The sequence below is a fragment of the Ruegeria sp. G2 genome, from assembly GCF_056533505.1.
In genome coordinates this window covers 66132-81852 of the sequence record NZ_JBQFON010000006.1, presented here as the reverse complement: position 1 = coordinate 81852, position 15721 = coordinate 66132, and the positions used below count along the sequence as shown (strand labels likewise).

The 15721-nt window shown below is 57.4% G+C and carries 15 protein-coding genes; 10 read left to right on the top strand and 5 right to left on the bottom strand.

Going from position 1 to position 15721, the window contains the following annotated elements:
- Positions 1 to 48 precede the first annotated feature (48 nt).
- Complete coding sequence (locus tag ACR0DU_RS12505; protein WP_010440800.1) at positions 49 to 1056, bottom strand: porin; 1008 nt, start codon at positions 1054 to 1056, stop codon at positions 49 to 51.
- A gap of 282 nt (positions 1057 to 1338) precedes the next feature.
- On the opposite strand from ACR0DU_RS12505, the gene ACR0DU_RS12500 reads away from it, so the two are divergent.
- From ACR0DU_RS12500 to holA, 4 genes are all read left to right on the top strand, one after another.
- On the top strand, positions 1339 to 1827 hold the full coding sequence (locus tag ACR0DU_RS12500; RefSeq protein WP_480874971.1) for a DUF3576 domain-containing protein: 489 nt from the start codon (positions 1339 to 1341) through the stop codon (positions 1825 to 1827).
- A gap of 72 nt (positions 1828 to 1899) precedes the next feature.
- Positions 1900 to 4452 carry a leucine--tRNA ligase gene (gene leuS, locus ACR0DU_RS12495; protein ID WP_480874970.1) on the top strand — a complete coding sequence of 851 codons (2553 nt, stop codon included), beginning with the start codon at positions 1900 to 1902 and terminating at the stop codon, positions 4450 to 4452.
- Positions 4439 to 4930, top strand: coding sequence for an LPS assembly lipoprotein LptE (lptE, locus tag ACR0DU_RS12490; protein ID WP_480608394.1), 492 nt, complete (start codon positions 4439 to 4441; stop codon positions 4928 to 4930). Before leuS ends, lptE begins: the two co-directional genes overlap by 14 nt.
- Complete coding sequence (gene holA / locus ACR0DU_RS12485; RefSeq protein ID WP_480874967.1) at positions 4927 to 5955, top strand: DNA polymerase III subunit delta; 1029 nt, start codon at positions 4927 to 4929, stop codon at positions 5953 to 5955. The genes lptE and holA overlap by 4 nt, the downstream gene beginning before the upstream one ends.
- Positions 5956 to 5958: 3 nt before the next feature.
- Here the strand turns inward: holA and ACR0DU_RS12480 are convergent, their stop codons facing one another.
- Positions 5959 to 7137 (bottom strand): TIGR03862 family flavoprotein, encoded by a 1179-nt coding sequence (locus ACR0DU_RS12480; protein ID WP_480874966.1) that lies wholly within the window; start codon positions 7135 to 7137, stop codon positions 5959 to 5961.
- Positions 7138 to 7181: 44 nt separating this feature from the next.
- Between ACR0DU_RS12480 and ACR0DU_RS12475 the strand changes: the two genes are divergently transcribed.
- On the top strand, positions 7182 to 7478 hold the full coding sequence (locus ACR0DU_RS12475; RefSeq protein ID WP_480874965.1) for an HNH endonuclease: 297 nt from the start codon (positions 7182 to 7184) through the stop codon (positions 7476 to 7478).
- Here ACR0DU_RS12475 and ACR0DU_RS12470 read toward each other — a convergent pair.
- The 3 genes from ACR0DU_RS12470 to ACR0DU_RS12460 are packed head-to-tail and all read right to left on the bottom strand — an operon-like array spanning position 7475 to position 9566.
- Positions 7475 to 8209, bottom strand: coding sequence for a VOC family protein (locus ACR0DU_RS12470; RefSeq protein WP_480874963.1), 735 nt, complete (start codon positions 8207 to 8209; stop codon positions 7475 to 7477). The two genes, ACR0DU_RS12475 and ACR0DU_RS12470, sit on opposite strands and share 4 nt — an antisense overlap.
- Before the next feature lie 2 nt (positions 8210 to 8211).
- Positions 8212 to 8820, bottom strand: a complete 609-nt coding sequence (locus ACR0DU_RS12465; RefSeq protein WP_480874960.1) for an enoyl-CoA hydratase/isomerase family protein — start codon at positions 8818 to 8820, stop codon at positions 8212 to 8214.
- Entirely contained in the window at positions 8817 to 9566 is a 750-nt protein-coding gene (locus tag ACR0DU_RS12460) for an SDR family oxidoreductase (protein ID WP_480456589.1), read from the bottom strand. The genes ACR0DU_RS12465 and ACR0DU_RS12460 overlap by 4 nt, the downstream gene beginning before the upstream one ends.
- A gap of 132 nt (positions 9567 to 9698) precedes the next feature.
- On the opposite strand from ACR0DU_RS12460, the gene ACR0DU_RS12455 reads away from it, so the two are divergent.
- From ACR0DU_RS12455 to lpxK, 5 genes are all read left to right on the top strand, one after another.
- Positions 9699 to 11222: a DUF2125 domain-containing protein gene (locus ACR0DU_RS12455; protein WP_480456588.1), complete on the top strand. Its 1524-nt coding sequence runs from the start codon at positions 9699 to 9701 to the stop codon at positions 11220 to 11222.
- Positions 11223 to 11347: 125 nt separating this feature from the next.
- Complete coding sequence (locus tag ACR0DU_RS12450) at positions 11348 to 12694, top strand: TldD/PmbA family protein (RefSeq protein ID WP_480874957.1); 1347 nt, start codon at positions 11348 to 11350, stop codon at positions 12692 to 12694.
- Positions 12681 to 13481 carry an inositol monophosphatase family protein gene (locus ACR0DU_RS12445; protein ID WP_480874955.1) on the top strand — a complete coding sequence of 267 codons (801 nt, stop codon included), beginning with the start codon at positions 12681 to 12683 and terminating at the stop codon, positions 13479 to 13481. The genes ACR0DU_RS12450 and ACR0DU_RS12445 overlap by 14 nt, the downstream gene beginning before the upstream one ends.
- Positions 13478 to 14713 (top strand): 3-deoxy-D-manno-octulosonic acid transferase, encoded by a 1236-nt coding sequence (locus tag ACR0DU_RS12440; protein ID WP_480874953.1) that lies wholly within the window; start codon positions 13478 to 13480, stop codon positions 14711 to 14713. Before ACR0DU_RS12445 ends, ACR0DU_RS12440 begins: the two co-directional genes overlap by 4 nt.
- Complete coding sequence (lpxK, locus tag ACR0DU_RS12435; protein WP_480874950.1) at positions 14700 to 15698, top strand: tetraacyldisaccharide 4'-kinase; 999 nt, start codon at positions 14700 to 14702, stop codon at positions 15696 to 15698. The genes ACR0DU_RS12440 and lpxK overlap by 14 nt, the downstream gene beginning before the upstream one ends.
- Positions 15699 to 15721 lie beyond the last annotated feature (23 nt).

Below are 15721 nucleotides of genomic sequence, written 5' to 3'. Positions count from 1 at the left end.
AAGGGCAGGTCCGAAGACCTGCCCTTAAACCTTGCGGTTCAAATCAACTTAGAAGTTGAAGTTGACACCGAAGTCTGCGCGAACGCGGCTGTCGCCGTCACCAGCTTTGGTGTTGCCCAGACCACCTTTCAGCGACACACCGCCACCCAGGTCATGGATGAAGCCGATGCCGTACTGCTGGGTGTCGTCGTCTGCGCTACCGTCACCGTAAGCAGCGGTCAGAGTGGTTGCCGCGCCCAGGTTATAGGCCAGCGAGAAACCATACGCGGTGCCGTTCAGGTTATCTGCTGCAACGTCATCGTCAGCTACAAACAGGGTACCGTTGAAGTCGCCGAAGTCAGCGCCCAGGGTCAGTACGGTCAGAGTGTCTTTCTCACCACCGAACGGACGGTCGGTCTGACCATAGGCCAGAGCGGCTGTGACGTTGCCGAAGGTGTAAGTTGCACTGATATCCCAGCGGTCGCCGCTGTCGGTGTCTGCACCAGCAGTTGCGGTTTCAGCAAAAGTGGCTTGGTCATACGACGCACCGAAGGCGAAGTCGCCAACTGCGTACTGGAAGAACACAGCGTTCGAACCTGCACCGGTCGACGAGAATGCCAGGAAGCTGTAGTCAACAGCGGCATACTGACCGATGAAGAATTCCAGGCCAGGCTCGTTACCGTAGTAGTTTGCCAGGTTGTCGAAGGCACCCGAAACGTTGCCCGCGTCAACACGCAGACCACCGTAGATTGCCGAGAAGCGTGCGCCGCTCAGCTGAGCTGTGCCTGCTTCGCCGTTGCCGGCGTTTTCGTCAGCTTGCAGACGAACACGAGCCGAGAACTCAACACCACCGTCGGTTTCTGCGGTGCCGTCGATGTTCAGACGGAAACGCGAGATCAGGATTGTGTTGTCGGTGTCAACGCCAGAAGCGGTGCCGCCATCAATCGAATCAACGGTGCCGGTACGGTCTTCCAGGTAACCAATACCAAAGCGGCCATAACCGCTGAATTTAACGTCGGCCGCTGCAACACTTGCGGTTGCGATCAGAGCGGTCGATGCGAAGAGAACTTTTTTCATCTTGTTTCCCTCGGTTTCAAAGATATTTCTACTCGACACATGCAAAGCACGCGTCTCAGCACGGACATCGTTTCGCTTTTTTTACCCCGGTTGCGCAAGCTTGGCATAAACGCTCTGTCGTCATTCAGATCGAATTGGTGCAAGGATGCCACAGTCGATTTTCCGCCAGGTCCTGCGGGCAACTCACGCCCATATGTAAAGAATAGGCTTGTTGCAGCACCACTCCTTGTCTAGGAGTGACATTCAAACAGTACAAAACAAGTAAAACAGGACCTTCCAACGATGCGCCTGATAACGATTCTGGGTTTGATCATGGTGACGGCGACTGTCTCTGCCTGTAGTCGCGGGCGACTGCCGCCAGGAGACGCCAGCGTTTTGACCGTTGATGGCAGCTCGTCAGAAGAGCGCGAGCTGAATGATCCGAATCGTACAACGATATGGGACATCTTCGGCCCGGACACATCCGAGCAAGTAACGCAAGTAAACCGCTATCTTTGGGCCGCGTCCCTGGATGTGCTGAATTTCCTGCCCATTGAAGAGGTTGATCCGTTTACAGGTGTGATCGTTACCGGTTACGGAACGCCGCCCGGCGGCGGGCGGTCGTATCGCGCAACGGTACATATTAGTGATCCAGCGCTCGAGGCGCGCTCACTTTCTGTTGCGCTTCAAACCAGTGGCGGTTCCCCGGTCAGTGCGGCAACCTCCCGCGCGGTTGAGGATGCAATCCTATCCCGGGCCCGTCAGCTACGGATTGCTGACAACAAGTTCTAGCAACCCGCAAGAAATCACAATAATACAACGCCGGGTTCATGCCCGGCGTTTTCATTCACGAAGGACCGCACCATGTCGCGCTACTCGGCCAACGAAATCGAAGCAAAATGGCAAGAGGCCTGGGACAAGGCCGGAATCTTCACCGCCAACCACAAGGCGGACAAGCCGAAATACTACGTGCTTGAAATGTTCCCCTATCCCTCAGGCCGCATTCATATGGGGCATGTGCGCAACTATACGATGGGCGACGTGATCGCGCGGCATAAACTGGCGACCGGACATAACGTGCTGCATCCGATGGGCTGGGATGCCTTCGGAATGCCAGCCGAAAATGCCGCGATGGCAATCGGCGGCCACCCTAAAGACTGGACCTACGGCAACATCGCCGACATGCGCGGACAGATGAAACCGCTGGGTCTGTCGATCGATTGGTCCCGTGAATTTGCCACCTGTGATCCGGAATACTACGGCCAACAGCAAGCGCTGTTTCTAGATATGCTTGAGGCCGGTCTTGTCTACCGCAAGAACGCCGTAGTGAACTGGGACCCGGTCGACATGACCGTTTTGGCCAATGAACAAGTAGAAAACGGCCGTGGCTGGCGTTCGGGTGCATTGGTGGAGCGTCGGGAGCTGACTCAGTGGTTTTTCAAGATCTCGGATTATTCCGAGGAGCTACTCGACGCGCTGGACACGCTGGATAACTGGCCCGCCAAGGTGCGCCTGATGCAAGAAAACTGGATCGGCAAGTCGCGCGGCCTTCAGTTTGGGTTCGAACGAACCGATGGCAAAGAGCCTATCACCGTCTATACGACTCGTCCCGACACGTTGCTGGGGGCATCTTTTGTTGGCATCTCGCCTGATCACCCGATCGCCAAGCAGCTTGAGGCCGAAAACCCCGAAGTTGCTGAATTTGTTGCCGAATGCCGCACGGGTGGCACCACCGAAGAAGCCATCGAAACGGCCGAAAAGCTGGGTTACGACACCGGCATCCGCGTCAAGCACCCTTTGGACCCGAACTGGGAGCTGCCGGTTTGGATCGCCAACTTCATCCTCATGGACTATGGCACCGGCGCGATATTCGCCTGTCCCGCCCATGACCAGCGCGATCTGGATTTCTGCCGCAAATACGACCTGCCGGTGATCGACACGTTCTTCGCACTGGACAGTGACACACCGGTCGACAAAATCGCCTTTGTGCCGCCTAAGACCGAAAAGGTCCGCTGGGTGAAACATTTTGCCGGTCTGACCGAGGCGACCGGTGATGAGGCGATTAACGCGACGGTCGATTTCGCCGAAAAAGCAGGATGGGGTGAAGGCGTCACTAAGTACCGCCTGCGCGACTGGGGTCTGAGCCGTCAGCGGTATTGGGGTTGCCCGATTCCCGTTGTCCATTGCGACAAATGCGGCACCGTGCCCGAGAAGAAAGAGAATCTGCCGATTCAGCTGCCCTATGACGGTGGCAACGGCGAACCAATCGACTTTTCGATCCCTGGCAACCCGCTGGACCGTCACCCTAACTGGCGTGACACCCCTTGCCCGTCCTGCGGCGCACCGGCCAAGCGCGAAACCGACACGATGGACACGTTCGTCGATTCGTCGTGGTATTTCGCCCGTTTCACTGCGCCGCGCGCGGAATCGCCTACCGATCTTGCCGAAGCCGAGTATTGGATGAATGTCGACCAGTATATCGGTGGGATCGAACACGCGATTCTGCACCTGCTCTATTCCCGTTTCTTCGCCCGGGCGATGAACATCACTGGCCACCTGCCGAAAAAAGCCATCGAGCCCTTCAATGCGTTGTTCACGCAAGGCATGGTCACGCACGAGATCTACCAGACGCGCGATGCTAAGGGCCGACCGGTCTATCACCTGCCCGAGGATGTGACCGACGGCAAATTGGCCGACGGTACCGTGGTCGAGATCATCCCCTCGGCCAAGATGTCGAAATCCAAGAAAAACGTGGTTGATCCGGTAAGCATCATCTCGGCCTTCGGTGCCGATACCGCGCGCTGGTTCGTGCTGTCCGATTCGCCACCCGAACGCGACGTGGAATGGACCGCGTCTGGCGCTGAAGCCGCGTTCAAGCACCTGAGCCGGGTGCACCGGATCGCATCGGAAATCGTCGGGTCGGACGTGGCCGCCAATGCCGAGGACGAAGCGCTACTGCGCGAGATGCACAAAGCCATTCACGATGTGTCAGGCGGCGTCGAATCCTTCGGCTTCAACGCCTCCATCGCCAAGCTTTATGCTTTCACCAACACGCTGGCGAAATCAAAGGCGGGCACCGCAGCCAAGCGCGAGGCCGTAAAAACGCTGGCACAGCTTATGTCGCCCATGACCCCTCACCTGTCAGAAGAGCTTTGGCAGATGCTGGACGGCGAAGGTTTGGTCGCAACAGCACCGTGGCCTGTGGCCGATGAGGCGATGCTGGTTGATGAGACCATCACCCTGCCCATTCAGATCAACGGCAAGCGCCGTGCAGAAATCAGCGTTACGAAAGACATGGACAAGGCAGAGGTTGAAAAAATCGCGCTCAGCACCGAAGCTGTGCAAAAGGCGCTGGATGGCGCTGCTCCGAAAAAAGTGATCGTTGTTCCGGGCCGAATCGTAAATGTCGTCGTTTGATCGCAGAACCTTGTTGTTGATGCCGCTAGCGCTTGCCGCTTGCGGGTTCGAGCCGGTCTATGCGCCCGGAGGATCAGGCTCGGCTCTGGATGGCAAGGTCGAGGTATCAGCACCGAATACGGTCGAAAGTTTTTTGCTCGTCCAAAATCTGGAGCGTAAACTGGGCCGAAGCGCGACCTCCGGCAATGAATACAAGCTCGATGTCGGGGTTTCTACAGTCACCCGTAGGGCCTCGATCACGACGGCAAATGAAACCAATCGCTACACGATTGATGGCAATGCCAGATACGAGTTGAAGTCCAACGCGACCGGGCAAGTTCTTGCCTCTGGACGGGTCACAGATTTCGTCGGTTATTCTGCTGCTGGCTCGACCGTCTCAACATTGGCTGACGAACGCGACGCGACCGAGCGATTGATGGTGATACTGGCCGATCAGATCGTGAATCGTCTATATGCCACACCGGGCCTGTCCGCATGAAGCTGAGCCCGCGCGAGGCTGAGGGATATTGTGCCAAGCCGGATGAGGGCAAAGCGGGTTTGCTGATCTACGGCGCGGACGCCATGCGGGTTGCCCTGAAACGCCAACAGGTACTGGCCGCCCTGCTTGGGCCCGGCGCGGAAGAAGAAATGCGCCTGACCCGAATCCCCGGAAGCGAGCTTCGCAGCGACCCGGCCTTGTTGCTGGACGCAGTAAAGGCGGTCGGGTTTTTTCCCGGACCCCGCGCGGTATTTGTCGAAGACACGACAGATGTGGCAGCGCCCGCGATTCTTGCCGCTTTGGAAGACTGGGATCATGGCGACGCACAAATTGTTGTAACCGCTGGTCAGCTCAAACCCAGCTCAAAAATCCGCAAAGCGTTTGAGGCGAACCCGGCAGCGTACGCCGTTGGTATCTATGATGATCCACCCTCTCGGGCCGAGGTGGAACGAATTCTAGCGCAAGCCGGATTACAGAATATTCCGCGTGATTCGATGTCGGCCCTCAGCGAGCTCGCCATGGCACTGAGCCCCGGCGATTTCTCGCAAACCGTTGAGAAACTGTCGCTTTACAAGCGTGGCGACACAAGCGAACTGATCATAGAAGATATCGAGGCATGCGCGCCACGGTCGACTGAGGCCGCACTGGATGATGTGTTGAACGTTGTCGCCGAAGGCCGTGCACAAGAGATCGGGCCATTGATCCGGCGGTTGCAGGCACAGGGCACCAATGCGGTAACCTTGTGTATCGGTGCCACGCGACATTTCCGAACTCTCTATGCCTGTGCGTCAGATCCAGGCGGAGCGGCACAGGGAATCGGCAAATTGCGCCCTCCGCTCTATGGCAAACGGCGCGATCGGATCTTACGGCAAGCCCAGGGTTGGGGGGCACAGAAATTGCAGACCGCATTAACGGTTCTGACCGATACTGACCTGTCCTTGCGCTCGGCGGGCCAAACCGCACCAGCAATGGCGCTGGTGGAGAGGGCCATGATCCGCTTGGCGATGCTGGCCAGATCCGGCTGAAGCCTAGCGGTTCAACCATTCAACTGCCGACTGCCCAGCCCATCGACCCGTCGCCAGACAGCCGGTCAGAAGATAACCGCCAGTTGGTGCTTCCCAATCCAGCATCTCGCCTACACAGAAGACGCCAGGCAAGGCGGTCAGCATTAGGCCTTCATTCACCGAATGACGCTCAATACCACCTGCAGTCGAGATCGCTTCATCCATCGGGCGCAGGCCAGAATGATGTATGGGCAGATTTTTTACGGTCTCGACCCAATGCGAAGGTGCCAAATCACTGCCTTTGGTCATTTCATGAAACAACGCGACCTTCTGCGAAGACAGGCGCAAACCACTCTTCAGCCAATGCGACAGGGTCGCCTTGGGTTTTTTCGCACTCAATCGCTCATGCAGCGCATCTTTCGAAATATCCGGAACCAGATCCACAAATAGTGGCGCGCCATTCCGAAGTGCCGGCGTCAGAGAATACAGGCCCCCACCTTCCAGGCCCTTTGCGGAAATCGTCGCCTCACCTCGGCTTTGAAATTGACCTGCCCACCATCTCACCGACTTTAGGGCCGCACCAAAATGAGGCTGCATATACGGGCTCCAATCGACTGAAAGAGCCGCATTTGCGGATGCGAACGGGGCCACGCTGACACCTTGTTCTACAAGCCAGGGTGCCCATGCCCCATCCGATCCAAGTCGCGCCCAACTGGCACCGCCGAGCGCCAATATAGTCGCGTCTGGGGTGCAAAACTGCGCCCCAATAGGCGTTTCAAACACCAACGCGCCATTTTGCCAACCTTTCCAGCGCCATCGGGTTTTGATCTCGACACCAGCCCGATCAAGTCGGGACAACCACGCCCGCAATAAGGGCGATGCCTTCATCGCTTTGGGAAATACTCGGCCAGTTGAACCTGCGAAAAGTTCTTGTCCCAGACCACCGGCCCAAGACATGACCGCCTGCGCGTCAAACGCTTGGATCATCGGGTGCAGCCAGTTCGCAGCTTCCCCATATGCTGAAATAAGAGTCTCAAAGGATTCGTCTTTGGTCAGGTTCAGCCCAGACTTTCCTGCCATCAAAAATTTGCGCGCCACCGAAGGTTTCGCTTCGGCCACAAGAACCTCATGCCCTGCAGCAGCAAGTTGCTCGGCAGCAATCAATCCCGCTGGTCCTGCTCCTATGACAACGGTTTGCGCCATTGTGTCCCTCTTGCCCAATGCACGCTTCGGCGCAAAGTTAGGTCATGGCAAATTCTGATCCGATCTGCCCGCTCTGTAACCGCCCGATCCCTGAAGGGGCTGGTAGCCTGCACCATCTGATCCCAAAGCTCAAAGGAGGCAAGGGCGGGCCAACCGTTTTATTGCATCAGATCTGTCACAAAGAAGTACATGCAACACTCACCGAGGCCGAATTGGCGCGCGACTACAACACGGTCGATTCGCTGCGCACGCACCCAAGGCTGGAAAAGTTTCTGGATTGGGTGCGTAAACGCCCACCGGGTTTTCGGTCAAAGGTGCCCGGTAAACGGCGCGGACGTTAAGCGCTCGGGAGCCATGGATCACCGAATGCATCCACTTGCGGGTCTGCCAAACCTTCGACCTCGATCCCAAGATAATCCGGCACCAGCGCAAACCGGGCACTTGGGATATGTTGGAACTCCAACGTCGTGTAGGGGCGCTTCCACAGCCATTCGCGATTCTCGACTGCCCAGAGATCGGGGTTAGGAGGCGCGTCGGCTGTAAACGCATAGAAATGCAGATCAAAACCGTAAGGTTCGACATCTTGCATAGATAGCAAAGTCATTCCCTGAGATCGGCAAAACGCATCTTCAGCGGCGATGTCGCCAGTCCGCAAGGTGATCTGACCAATGTGGGCCTCGGCAAATGGGGTGTCCGGGCTGACGGCTTCGTCGGGTCGGTTACCCTCGAAATCATGCTGCAGCAGCTCGATGACAAACCCCTCGGGATCACTCAGATGGCACATGTAGCCAATGTCCAAAAACTGTCCCGGCGCGCTGACCTCGATACCCTTCTGGCGCAGTATATCAGCCGCAAGATCAACATTCGGCAACGTGATCCCGATCTTCCAATAGCGCTGACCACGGTCGTGGTGATAGCCGCCGCCACTCGGCATCAGCAAAAGATCAGCATCTTGGCCGGGGTATCCCACGCGGCGATTGGCACCTTCGGCCTGAACCGACATACCAAGCGCATCACGATAGAACGCGGCCAACCCATCCGGATCTGTCACTCGCAAGCGCAGTGCAGCCATTCTCATGGGCACAATCCGGCGATGCCTGCTGCAATCGCTGGGTCAGTAGACAGACTGTCTGTTACCAACTCCCGCGCGGTGGGCATCAGTAGATCGGCCTCGACAACCCGATCAACCAACCCAAAGTTGTACGCTTCTTCGGCCGAGATCTTTTGCCCGGCCATCAAGATCATTTTAGTTCTGGACGGGCCAATCAAAGCGGCCATCCGTTTAGGATCAGAGGGTTGCGGCAAAAAACCCAGCTTCATGACTGGATAGAAAAACTTGGCTGACGGAACTGCGATACGCAGATCACAGGCCAGAACCATACCGTTGGCCCCACCCGCCAGCGTGCCATTGAGCGCCGCCACCGTCAGGCAGGGCAACGCAGCAATCGCACCCGAAAGTCGTTCCCACAGATCTGAGGTTGCAAGTCCCGCCCGCGCTTCCTCGAGATCTGCACCTGCGCTGAAAACCCGGCCTACGCCGGTCAAGATCAACGCGCGGGCCTCAGTTGCGGTCTCTGCGATGTGGACCAAATCACCCAGCATCGCTGAAGTCAGTGCATTGGCCTTTTCCGGGTTGTTCAACGTGACCGTCCACAACCCGTCTTCTTGGGTCAGATCAATCACGTCAGACCAACTCGTTTGCGGATTTCTTCATTGCGCAGCGATATCTCGGTCCCCAAAAACTCATCCGCATCCGCCGAACACATCCACATCAACGCCCGAGCCGGCCAATCTGCGGGGATATGATCGTCCCAATCCAGCTGGCTGACCGGGTTGATACCGCTGGCCTTGATCACCCGCTGCATATCAGTGGCCACGGTCCCCGGCGACAAGCCCATGGCGCGGATGCCATGATGCGCCTCTTCCAAATGAACGCATTCCGTTAACATCTTGGCGCCAGCTTTGGAGGCGCAATAGTGGCTCCAGGCTTCCACCGGATTAGACGCCGCGCCGGACGAGACGGTCAAAACCGTTCCCCCGCCTGACGCCCGCATGATGGGCAAAGCCGCGCGCATTCCATAGAAGATACCTTTTAGATTGATATCGATCGCATGGCTCCAAGCCTGTGTATCCGCGTTCGAAAGATGAAAAATCGGATCGATCACACCCGCGTTCCCGATCAGCACCTCCAGTGCGCCAAACCGATCAATGCAGTCGGCAACTGTCTGTTCTACCTGCGCAAAATCGCTGACATCGCAAGCCAACGCGATCACATTTTCACCCAGCGCCGCAGCCAACGCTTCGATCTGATCACGGCTGCGCGCGACCAGAGCCACATTGGCCCCGGCTGCGGCAAAAACGCGCCCGGCTTCTGCGCCGATGCCTCGACTAGCCCCAGTGATCAGTACAGTTTTCCCTTGCATATGCATCGCTTAAATCCCTGCATTTGAAATTGTCTTAACTCGTAACCCGCAAATGGGGAATTGGTCCACCCCTTCCCCCTTGACGCTGATCGCTACAGGCACGACGATGCCGTCAAATTGATCAAGAAGGGTTCTCTTATGACTGTTTTCCTTCGCCGCAGCTGCGGTGCAGCTTTGGCATATGCCGTTGCCACAAACGGTGCATTTGCAGATGTAACAGCCGATGATGTCTGGTCCGACTGGCAGGCCTATCTGGGCGGGATGGGCTATGACGTAACCGGTGAGCAAAGCGTATCGGGCAGCGTCACAACCATCTCGAACATGACGATGGCGATGGCGATTCCGGATACCGAAGGCACATTTGATATGGTCGTCCCCGAGATGACGCTGACCGAGAATGGCGACGGCACTGTCAATATCGGGTTCCCTGCCAGCTTTCCAATGACAATTTCGGGTGAAGCTGAGGGGGAGACCTTCTCGGCCGATCTGGTCTATTCTCATGACGCTCTGGAAATGGTCGTCTCGGGTACTCCCGAAAATATGACTTACGACTATACGGCGAACAGTCTGTCTCTGACGCTGGACTCGATGGAATTCGACGGTGAGACTGCGCCGGATGACATGTTGGCCCTGAATGTCCAGATGAACGATATTGCTGGCGCTTCCCAGATGGAAATCAACGAGAAGCGCAATATAGAGCAGCAACTTACCGCTAGCAGTCTGTCCTATGACGTCGCCTTTAACGAGCCCGATAGCGAAGATACGGGCCGGATCAGCGGCAAGCTTGATGACCTGAAGTTTGACGGCGATACAATCATCCCACCCGGCATGGATGTCGCAAGTATTGAAGACATCTATAAGGCCGGGTTCGCCGCGTCAGGGACCTTTACCTATGCCTCGGGTAGCACCGAAATGGCGGGTACATCCGAGGGCGAACCGTTCTCGCTGAGCAGCAGTTCCGAAGGTGGCAGATTTACCGGCAGCATCGATGCCCAGAGGCTTGTTTACGATCTTGCGCAGAACGGCACGAAGCTGGCGGTCACAACGGCCGACCTGCCGTTCCCAATCGAAATGGCAATGGCCAATGCCGGGCTGAAATTTGAGTTCCCCGTTCAGGCGTCGGAAGAGATCCAGCCCTTCGGGTTTGGCATGAACCTGACCGATTTCACCATGTCCGACATTTTGTGGAGCATGTTTGACCCTGCAGGCGCGCTGCCCCGTGATCCGGCAACCATTGCGTTGGATACGACCGGCACCGCCAAGGTTCTGGTTGATTTCATGGACCCAGAAGCAGTGGAAGAGCTTGAGACATCTGATGTGGTTCCGGGCGAATTGCATTCACTGAAGATCAACGAACTGCTTGTGTCGCTGGTCGGGGCAGAGTTGACCGGGAATGGAGACTTCACGTTCGACAATTCCAACACCGAAGAGTTTGATGGTCTACCCGCCCCGTCGGGCGTCGCCAATCTGAAACTTGTCGGGGCCAATGCTCTGCTCGACAAGCTGATCGGCATGGGCTTTGTCTCGGAAAACGATGCGCTTGGTGCCCGTATGATGATGGGTCTGATGGCTGTTCCAGGCGAAGAACCCGACACGTTGAATTCGAATATTGAGTTCACCGAGGACGGGCAGATTCTGGCCAACGGTCAGCGTATCAAGTGATCAACATATGGGGAAAGGCCGCAATCGTGGCCTTTCCCGCCTGAGGCACATTACTCTATTGTGCTGCAGGCCTTGCGGGAGGAACGATCCGAGGCTAGGTCCAGTATAACCAGACCGGAGGCCTCATGACCCGAACACCTCAGAACATCAGCGACGAACTGCTGGACGCAGCCCGCAGGGCTGGCGCCGAAGCGGCCGATGCCATTGTTATTGATGGATCATCCGTTTCTGTCGAGGTGCACGGTGGTGCGTTGGAACATGCCGAACGCTCGGAAGCGACCGATCTGGGGCTGCGGGTTTTTCTGGGCAAGCGCCAGGCGATCGTTTCCAGTTCAGACAGCCGCCCCGAGACCCTCAAAGCGATGGCCGAAAGGGCAGTTGCCATGGCTCAGGAAGCCCCGGAGGATCCGTTTACCGGTTTGGCTGAACCCGACCAGTTGATCACCGACTGGGACATGGATGCACTGGAACTTTTTGACACGGCCCCTGAACCCAGCGCCGAAGCTCTGATGCAGGACGCGTTGGCTGCCGAAGCAGCGGCGTTGGAAGTTGCGGGCGTATCGCAGGTTTCTGACGCGGCGTCGGCTTATGGCACTCACCGAGTCCATCTCGCCGCGACAAACGGCTTTTCGGGTGGCTACATGCGCAGCAGCCGTTCAACCTCATGCGTTGCCATATCCGGTGAGGGCACAGGGATGGAACGTGACTATGACGGTGACAGCCGTACCTTTCAGTCAGATCTGCGCAGCCCGGCCGAGATTGGCCGAACAGCAGGTGAGCGCGCGGTTCAGATCGTCGGTGCGCGCAAACCGCAGACCGGCAGTTTCCCTGTCGTCTTCGACGAGCGTATTTCTTCGTCCCTGATCGGCCATCTGCTGGCGGCCAGCAATGGCGCCGCTATTGCACGCGGAGCCTCTTGGCTGAAGGAAAGCCTAGGGCAGCAGGTTCTGCCGTCACACCTGTCGCTGATCGAAGACCCACATCGCCCGCGCATCTCCGGCTCGCGCCCATTTGACGCCGAAGGCCTGGCAACACACAGGCGAGCTATCGTTGAGGATGGCGTGCTGACTGGATGGACGCTGGATTTGTCCAGCGCGCGCAAACTGGAAATGAGCTCTACCGGGAACGCCGCGCGCGGCGTATCCGGGCCACCCTCACCCAGCAACTGGAACCTTAGCCTGACGCCGGGCGACAAAACACGTGCTGATTTATTGCGCGATATGGGGACAGGGCTTTTGGTTACGTCGATGATTGGCTCGACCATCAACCCCAATACCGGCGACTATTCCCGCGGTGCATCGGGTTTTTGGGTCGAAAACGGCGAGATCACGCACCCTGTCAACGAATGCACCATCGCGGGCAATCTGCGCGACATGTTAATGCGCATCATTCCTGCAAACGATGCGCGCGTTTACTTGTCGCGCGTTGTACCCTCGCTGCTGATTGAAGGGATGACCCTTGCCGGCAACTGACCTGTCCCTGCTGATCGACGCCGCACTTGAAGCCGGAAATATCGCCACGCGCTATTCGGGCCCTGACGCCCAGCGCTGGGACAAACCCAAAGGCGCAGGACCGGTTACCGAAGCTGATCTGGCCGTCAATGCAATGCTCGAGCGTGAACTGCAGGCTGCCCGCCCGGACTACGGCTGGCTCAGCGAAGAAACCGAGGATTCACCTGATCGCCTGACCCGTAGTCGGGTCTTTGTCATTGACCCCATCGATGGCACCCGCAGTTTTGCCGAAGGATCACGCACCTGGGCGCATTCGCTGGCCGTGTCTGAGCAGGGGGAGGTAACGGCAGCGGTCATTTATCTGCCAATGCGCGATCTGCTTTATGCCGCCGCAAAAGGGCAAGGCGCAACGCTGAATGGCAGACCCATATACGTTTCTGGGCGGGTGCAGCTGTCCGACGCCGAGATTCTGGCCGCAAAACCTAATCTTGATCCGCGCCATTGGCTGTCTGAGGCTGTCCCGGACTTTCGCCGAGTGTACCGGCCGTCACTCGCTTATCGGATGGCATTGGTTGCACAAGGACGGTTCGACGGAATGCTGACCCTGCGCCCCAGCTGGGAATGGGATATCGCCGCCGGTGATCTTATCCTGCGTGAGGCGGGCGGACGCTGTACAGATCGGTTAGGGCATCCATTACGGTTCAATAATGCTCACCCTCGCCTGAATGGCGTTGTAGCGGCGGGCTCAGAGGTACATGAAAATCTTCGTTCCAGATTGGACCCGCGCGGGATCGGCATCTCTGCATGAGTAAACCACGATCTCTCAGCCTGGCGGCCTATCGGGTCCTTTCTTGGGGTGTTCCCAAGAACACCAGTTTTGCAGGTATAGCGCGACCTGAGGGAGAAGTTTTATGGGTGCATGTCAGCACACCATACCGGCTGCGCGCCGTTGATGATTTCTGTCGCCGCTTAATGTCCGCGCGACCGGGATTGTCGCTGCTTCTAACAGCGCCTCCCGACGCCGATTTCGGAGAATGGGAAGAGTGCAGCTGCCAAATTCTAAAGCTCCCGGCCGAACACACTGGTGCCGCACGAGCTTTCCTGGACCATTGGCACCCCGATATGGGACTTTGGTTCGGCGGTGGATTAATGCCAAACATCATTACCCGTGCGCAGGAACGGTCAATCCCGCTCGTACTGCTTGAGGCATTGGTTGAAATCAAGACGGCACGAGGTGGGCGTTGGCTCCCGGATATTACCCGTTATACGCTGGATTGCTTTACGACCATCCTCACCACAAATGATGAAACAGCACGCCAAATCAGGAGGTTGGGGGTCAACTCGGCAAAAATTTCGGTCGAGCCTCCTCTTCATGTCAGCCCCAACCCAACCCCCTGGCCCGAGGATGAATTGATCGAGACCAACCACATTCTGGCCGGTCGGCCAGTTTGGCTGGCCGCATGGGTTCAGGCCAAGGAGTTTATTTCTGTACTCAGTGCACATCGCCAGGCACTACGATTGTTACCGCGTCTTGCTATGGTTCTGCACGTGGCCGATGCATCCGAGGCCGCGCCATTGTACAAACGTCTAGAGGCGATGGACTTGCGATGCGCTAATTGGGACGAAGGTCATGCCATTGAGGATACAACGCAAGTCATCGTGACATCAGAACCCGAAGATCTGGGCCTTTGGCATCGTGTTTCAGCCGTGACATTCATGGGCAGTTCGTTGGAACGCCACGCAGGTGGTCAAGACCCGTTAATTGCAGTCGCGTTGGGATCGGCGGTGATTAATGGCCCGCATGTGGGCAATTACCAGGTCCTTTATGATAGGTTGAACCAAGCCAACGCCGCCATAACCATAAAATCGGCGACTGAGTTGGGCGATGGCGTAGTCGAGTTGCTGGCTCCGGACCGTACCGCAGACATGGCATTGGCCGGTTGGCAGATTGTAACCGAAGGCGCGCCACAGGCGGATCAACTGATCGACATGGTGCAAGACACGCTGGACCGGCGGAGGGCCCACCATGCGCGCCCCTGATTTTTGGAATTCGGCCCCCGATCAGTTGAACTTGCGGGCCAGATTACTTGCTCCACTCGGCCGCATCTACGCGTCCGCGACAGCCCGCCGCGTGGCGAGCGGGCAGAGCCTCTCACCCGGGGTACCGGTAATCTGCGTCGGCAACCTGAACGCGGGCGGCACCGGCAAAACGCCAACCGTAATATGGGTACTGGATTGTCTGAGGGGCATCTGGCACCAACCTCATGTTGTCACCCGCGGACATGGCGGATCTCTAGAAGGCCCAGTGCAGGTTGACCCACGGAAACACACCGCGGCGCAGGTGGGCGACGAACCCCTTTTGTTGGCCGCATTCGCCGAAGTCTGGGTTGCCAAGGATCGTGCCGCCGGCGCACAGGCTGCCGCGGCTGCGGGCGCGACCGCAATTGTACTGGATGACGGATTTCAAAATCCCTCGGTCAACAAAGACTTTTCGATCATCGTGGTAGATGCCGCGCGGGGATTTGGCAACGGGCTGTGCCTTCCTGCCGGACCCTTGCGAGAACCCGTGGAAGCGGGGTTGAAGCGGGCTGATCTTGTATTGTCCCTTGGCGATTCCGAGGCGCAATCGATTTTCGCTGAAATATGGAGCCACGCGCTTTCGGTGCCCCACGCCACGGGTGAGATGCGACCGCTGCAAACCGGGATGGACTGGAGCGATACCTCTGTTCTGGCATTTGCGGGCATCGGATACCCCGAAAAGTTTTTTGAAACTCTGCGGCAACTAGGTGCAAAACTGCTGCGCGCCGAAGCTTTGGACGATCACCAACCGCTGACAACCGCCCTTATGAGCCGCTTGGAGAAGGACTCTAAAGCATTGAGCGCCCAATTGGTTACAACCGAGAAGGACGCCGTGCGCTTACCTGCGGCGTTCCGAAGTAAGGTCCTAACACTTCCGGTCCGGCTACACATCAATCAGGATGAAATGGTCAAAGCGATGTTAACCAAAGTCGCGCCCTCACCCTGAACGAATGGCCAGCCCGATACAGG

Bases quoted from the DNA above. Each gene is read 5' to 3' on its own strand.
- ACR0DU_RS12505 (WP_010440800.1), bottom strand. From the start codon at position 1,056: ATGAAAAAAGTTCTCTTCGCATCGACCGCTCTGATCGCAACCGCAAGT.
- ACR0DU_RS12500 (WP_480874971.1), top strand. From the start codon at position 1,339: ATGCGCCTGATAACGATTCTGGGTTTGATCATGGTGACGGCGACTGTC.
- leuS (WP_480874970.1), top strand. From the start codon at position 1,900: ATGTCGCGCTACTCGGCCAACGAAATCGAAGCAAAATGGCAAGAGGCC.
- lptE (WP_480608394.1), top strand. From the start codon at position 4,439: ATGTCGTCGTTTGATCGCAGAACCTTGTTGTTGATGCCGCTAGCGCTT.
- holA (WP_480874967.1), top strand. From the start codon at position 4,927: ATGAAGCTGAGCCCGCGCGAGGCTGAGGGATATTGTGCCAAGCCGGAT.
- ACR0DU_RS12480 (WP_480874966.1), bottom strand. From the start codon at position 7,137: ATGGCGCAAACCGTTGTCATAGGAGCAGGACCAGCGGGATTGATTGCT.
- ACR0DU_RS12475 (WP_480874965.1), top strand. From the start codon at position 7,182: ATGGCAAATTCTGATCCGATCTGCCCGCTCTGTAACCGCCCGATCCCT.
- ACR0DU_RS12470 (WP_480874963.1), bottom strand. From the start codon at position 8,209: ATGGCTGCACTGCGCTTGCGAGTGACAGATCCGGATGGGTTGGCCGCG.
- ACR0DU_RS12460 (WP_480456589.1), bottom strand. From the start codon at position 9,566: ATGCATATGCAAGGGAAAACTGTACTGATCACTGGGGCTAGTCGAGGC.
- ACR0DU_RS12455 (WP_480456588.1), top strand. From the start codon at position 9,699: ATGACTGTTTTCCTTCGCCGCAGCTGCGGTGCAGCTTTGGCATATGCC.
- ACR0DU_RS12450 (WP_480874957.1), top strand. From the start codon at position 11,348: ATGACCCGAACACCTCAGAACATCAGCGACGAACTGCTGGACGCAGCC.
- ACR0DU_RS12440 (WP_480874953.1), top strand. From the start codon at position 13,478: ATGAGTAAACCACGATCTCTCAGCCTGGCGGCCTATCGGGTCCTTTCT.
- lpxK (WP_480874950.1), top strand. From the start codon at position 14,700: ATGCGCGCCCCTGATTTTTGGAATTCGGCCCCCGATCAGTTGAACTTG.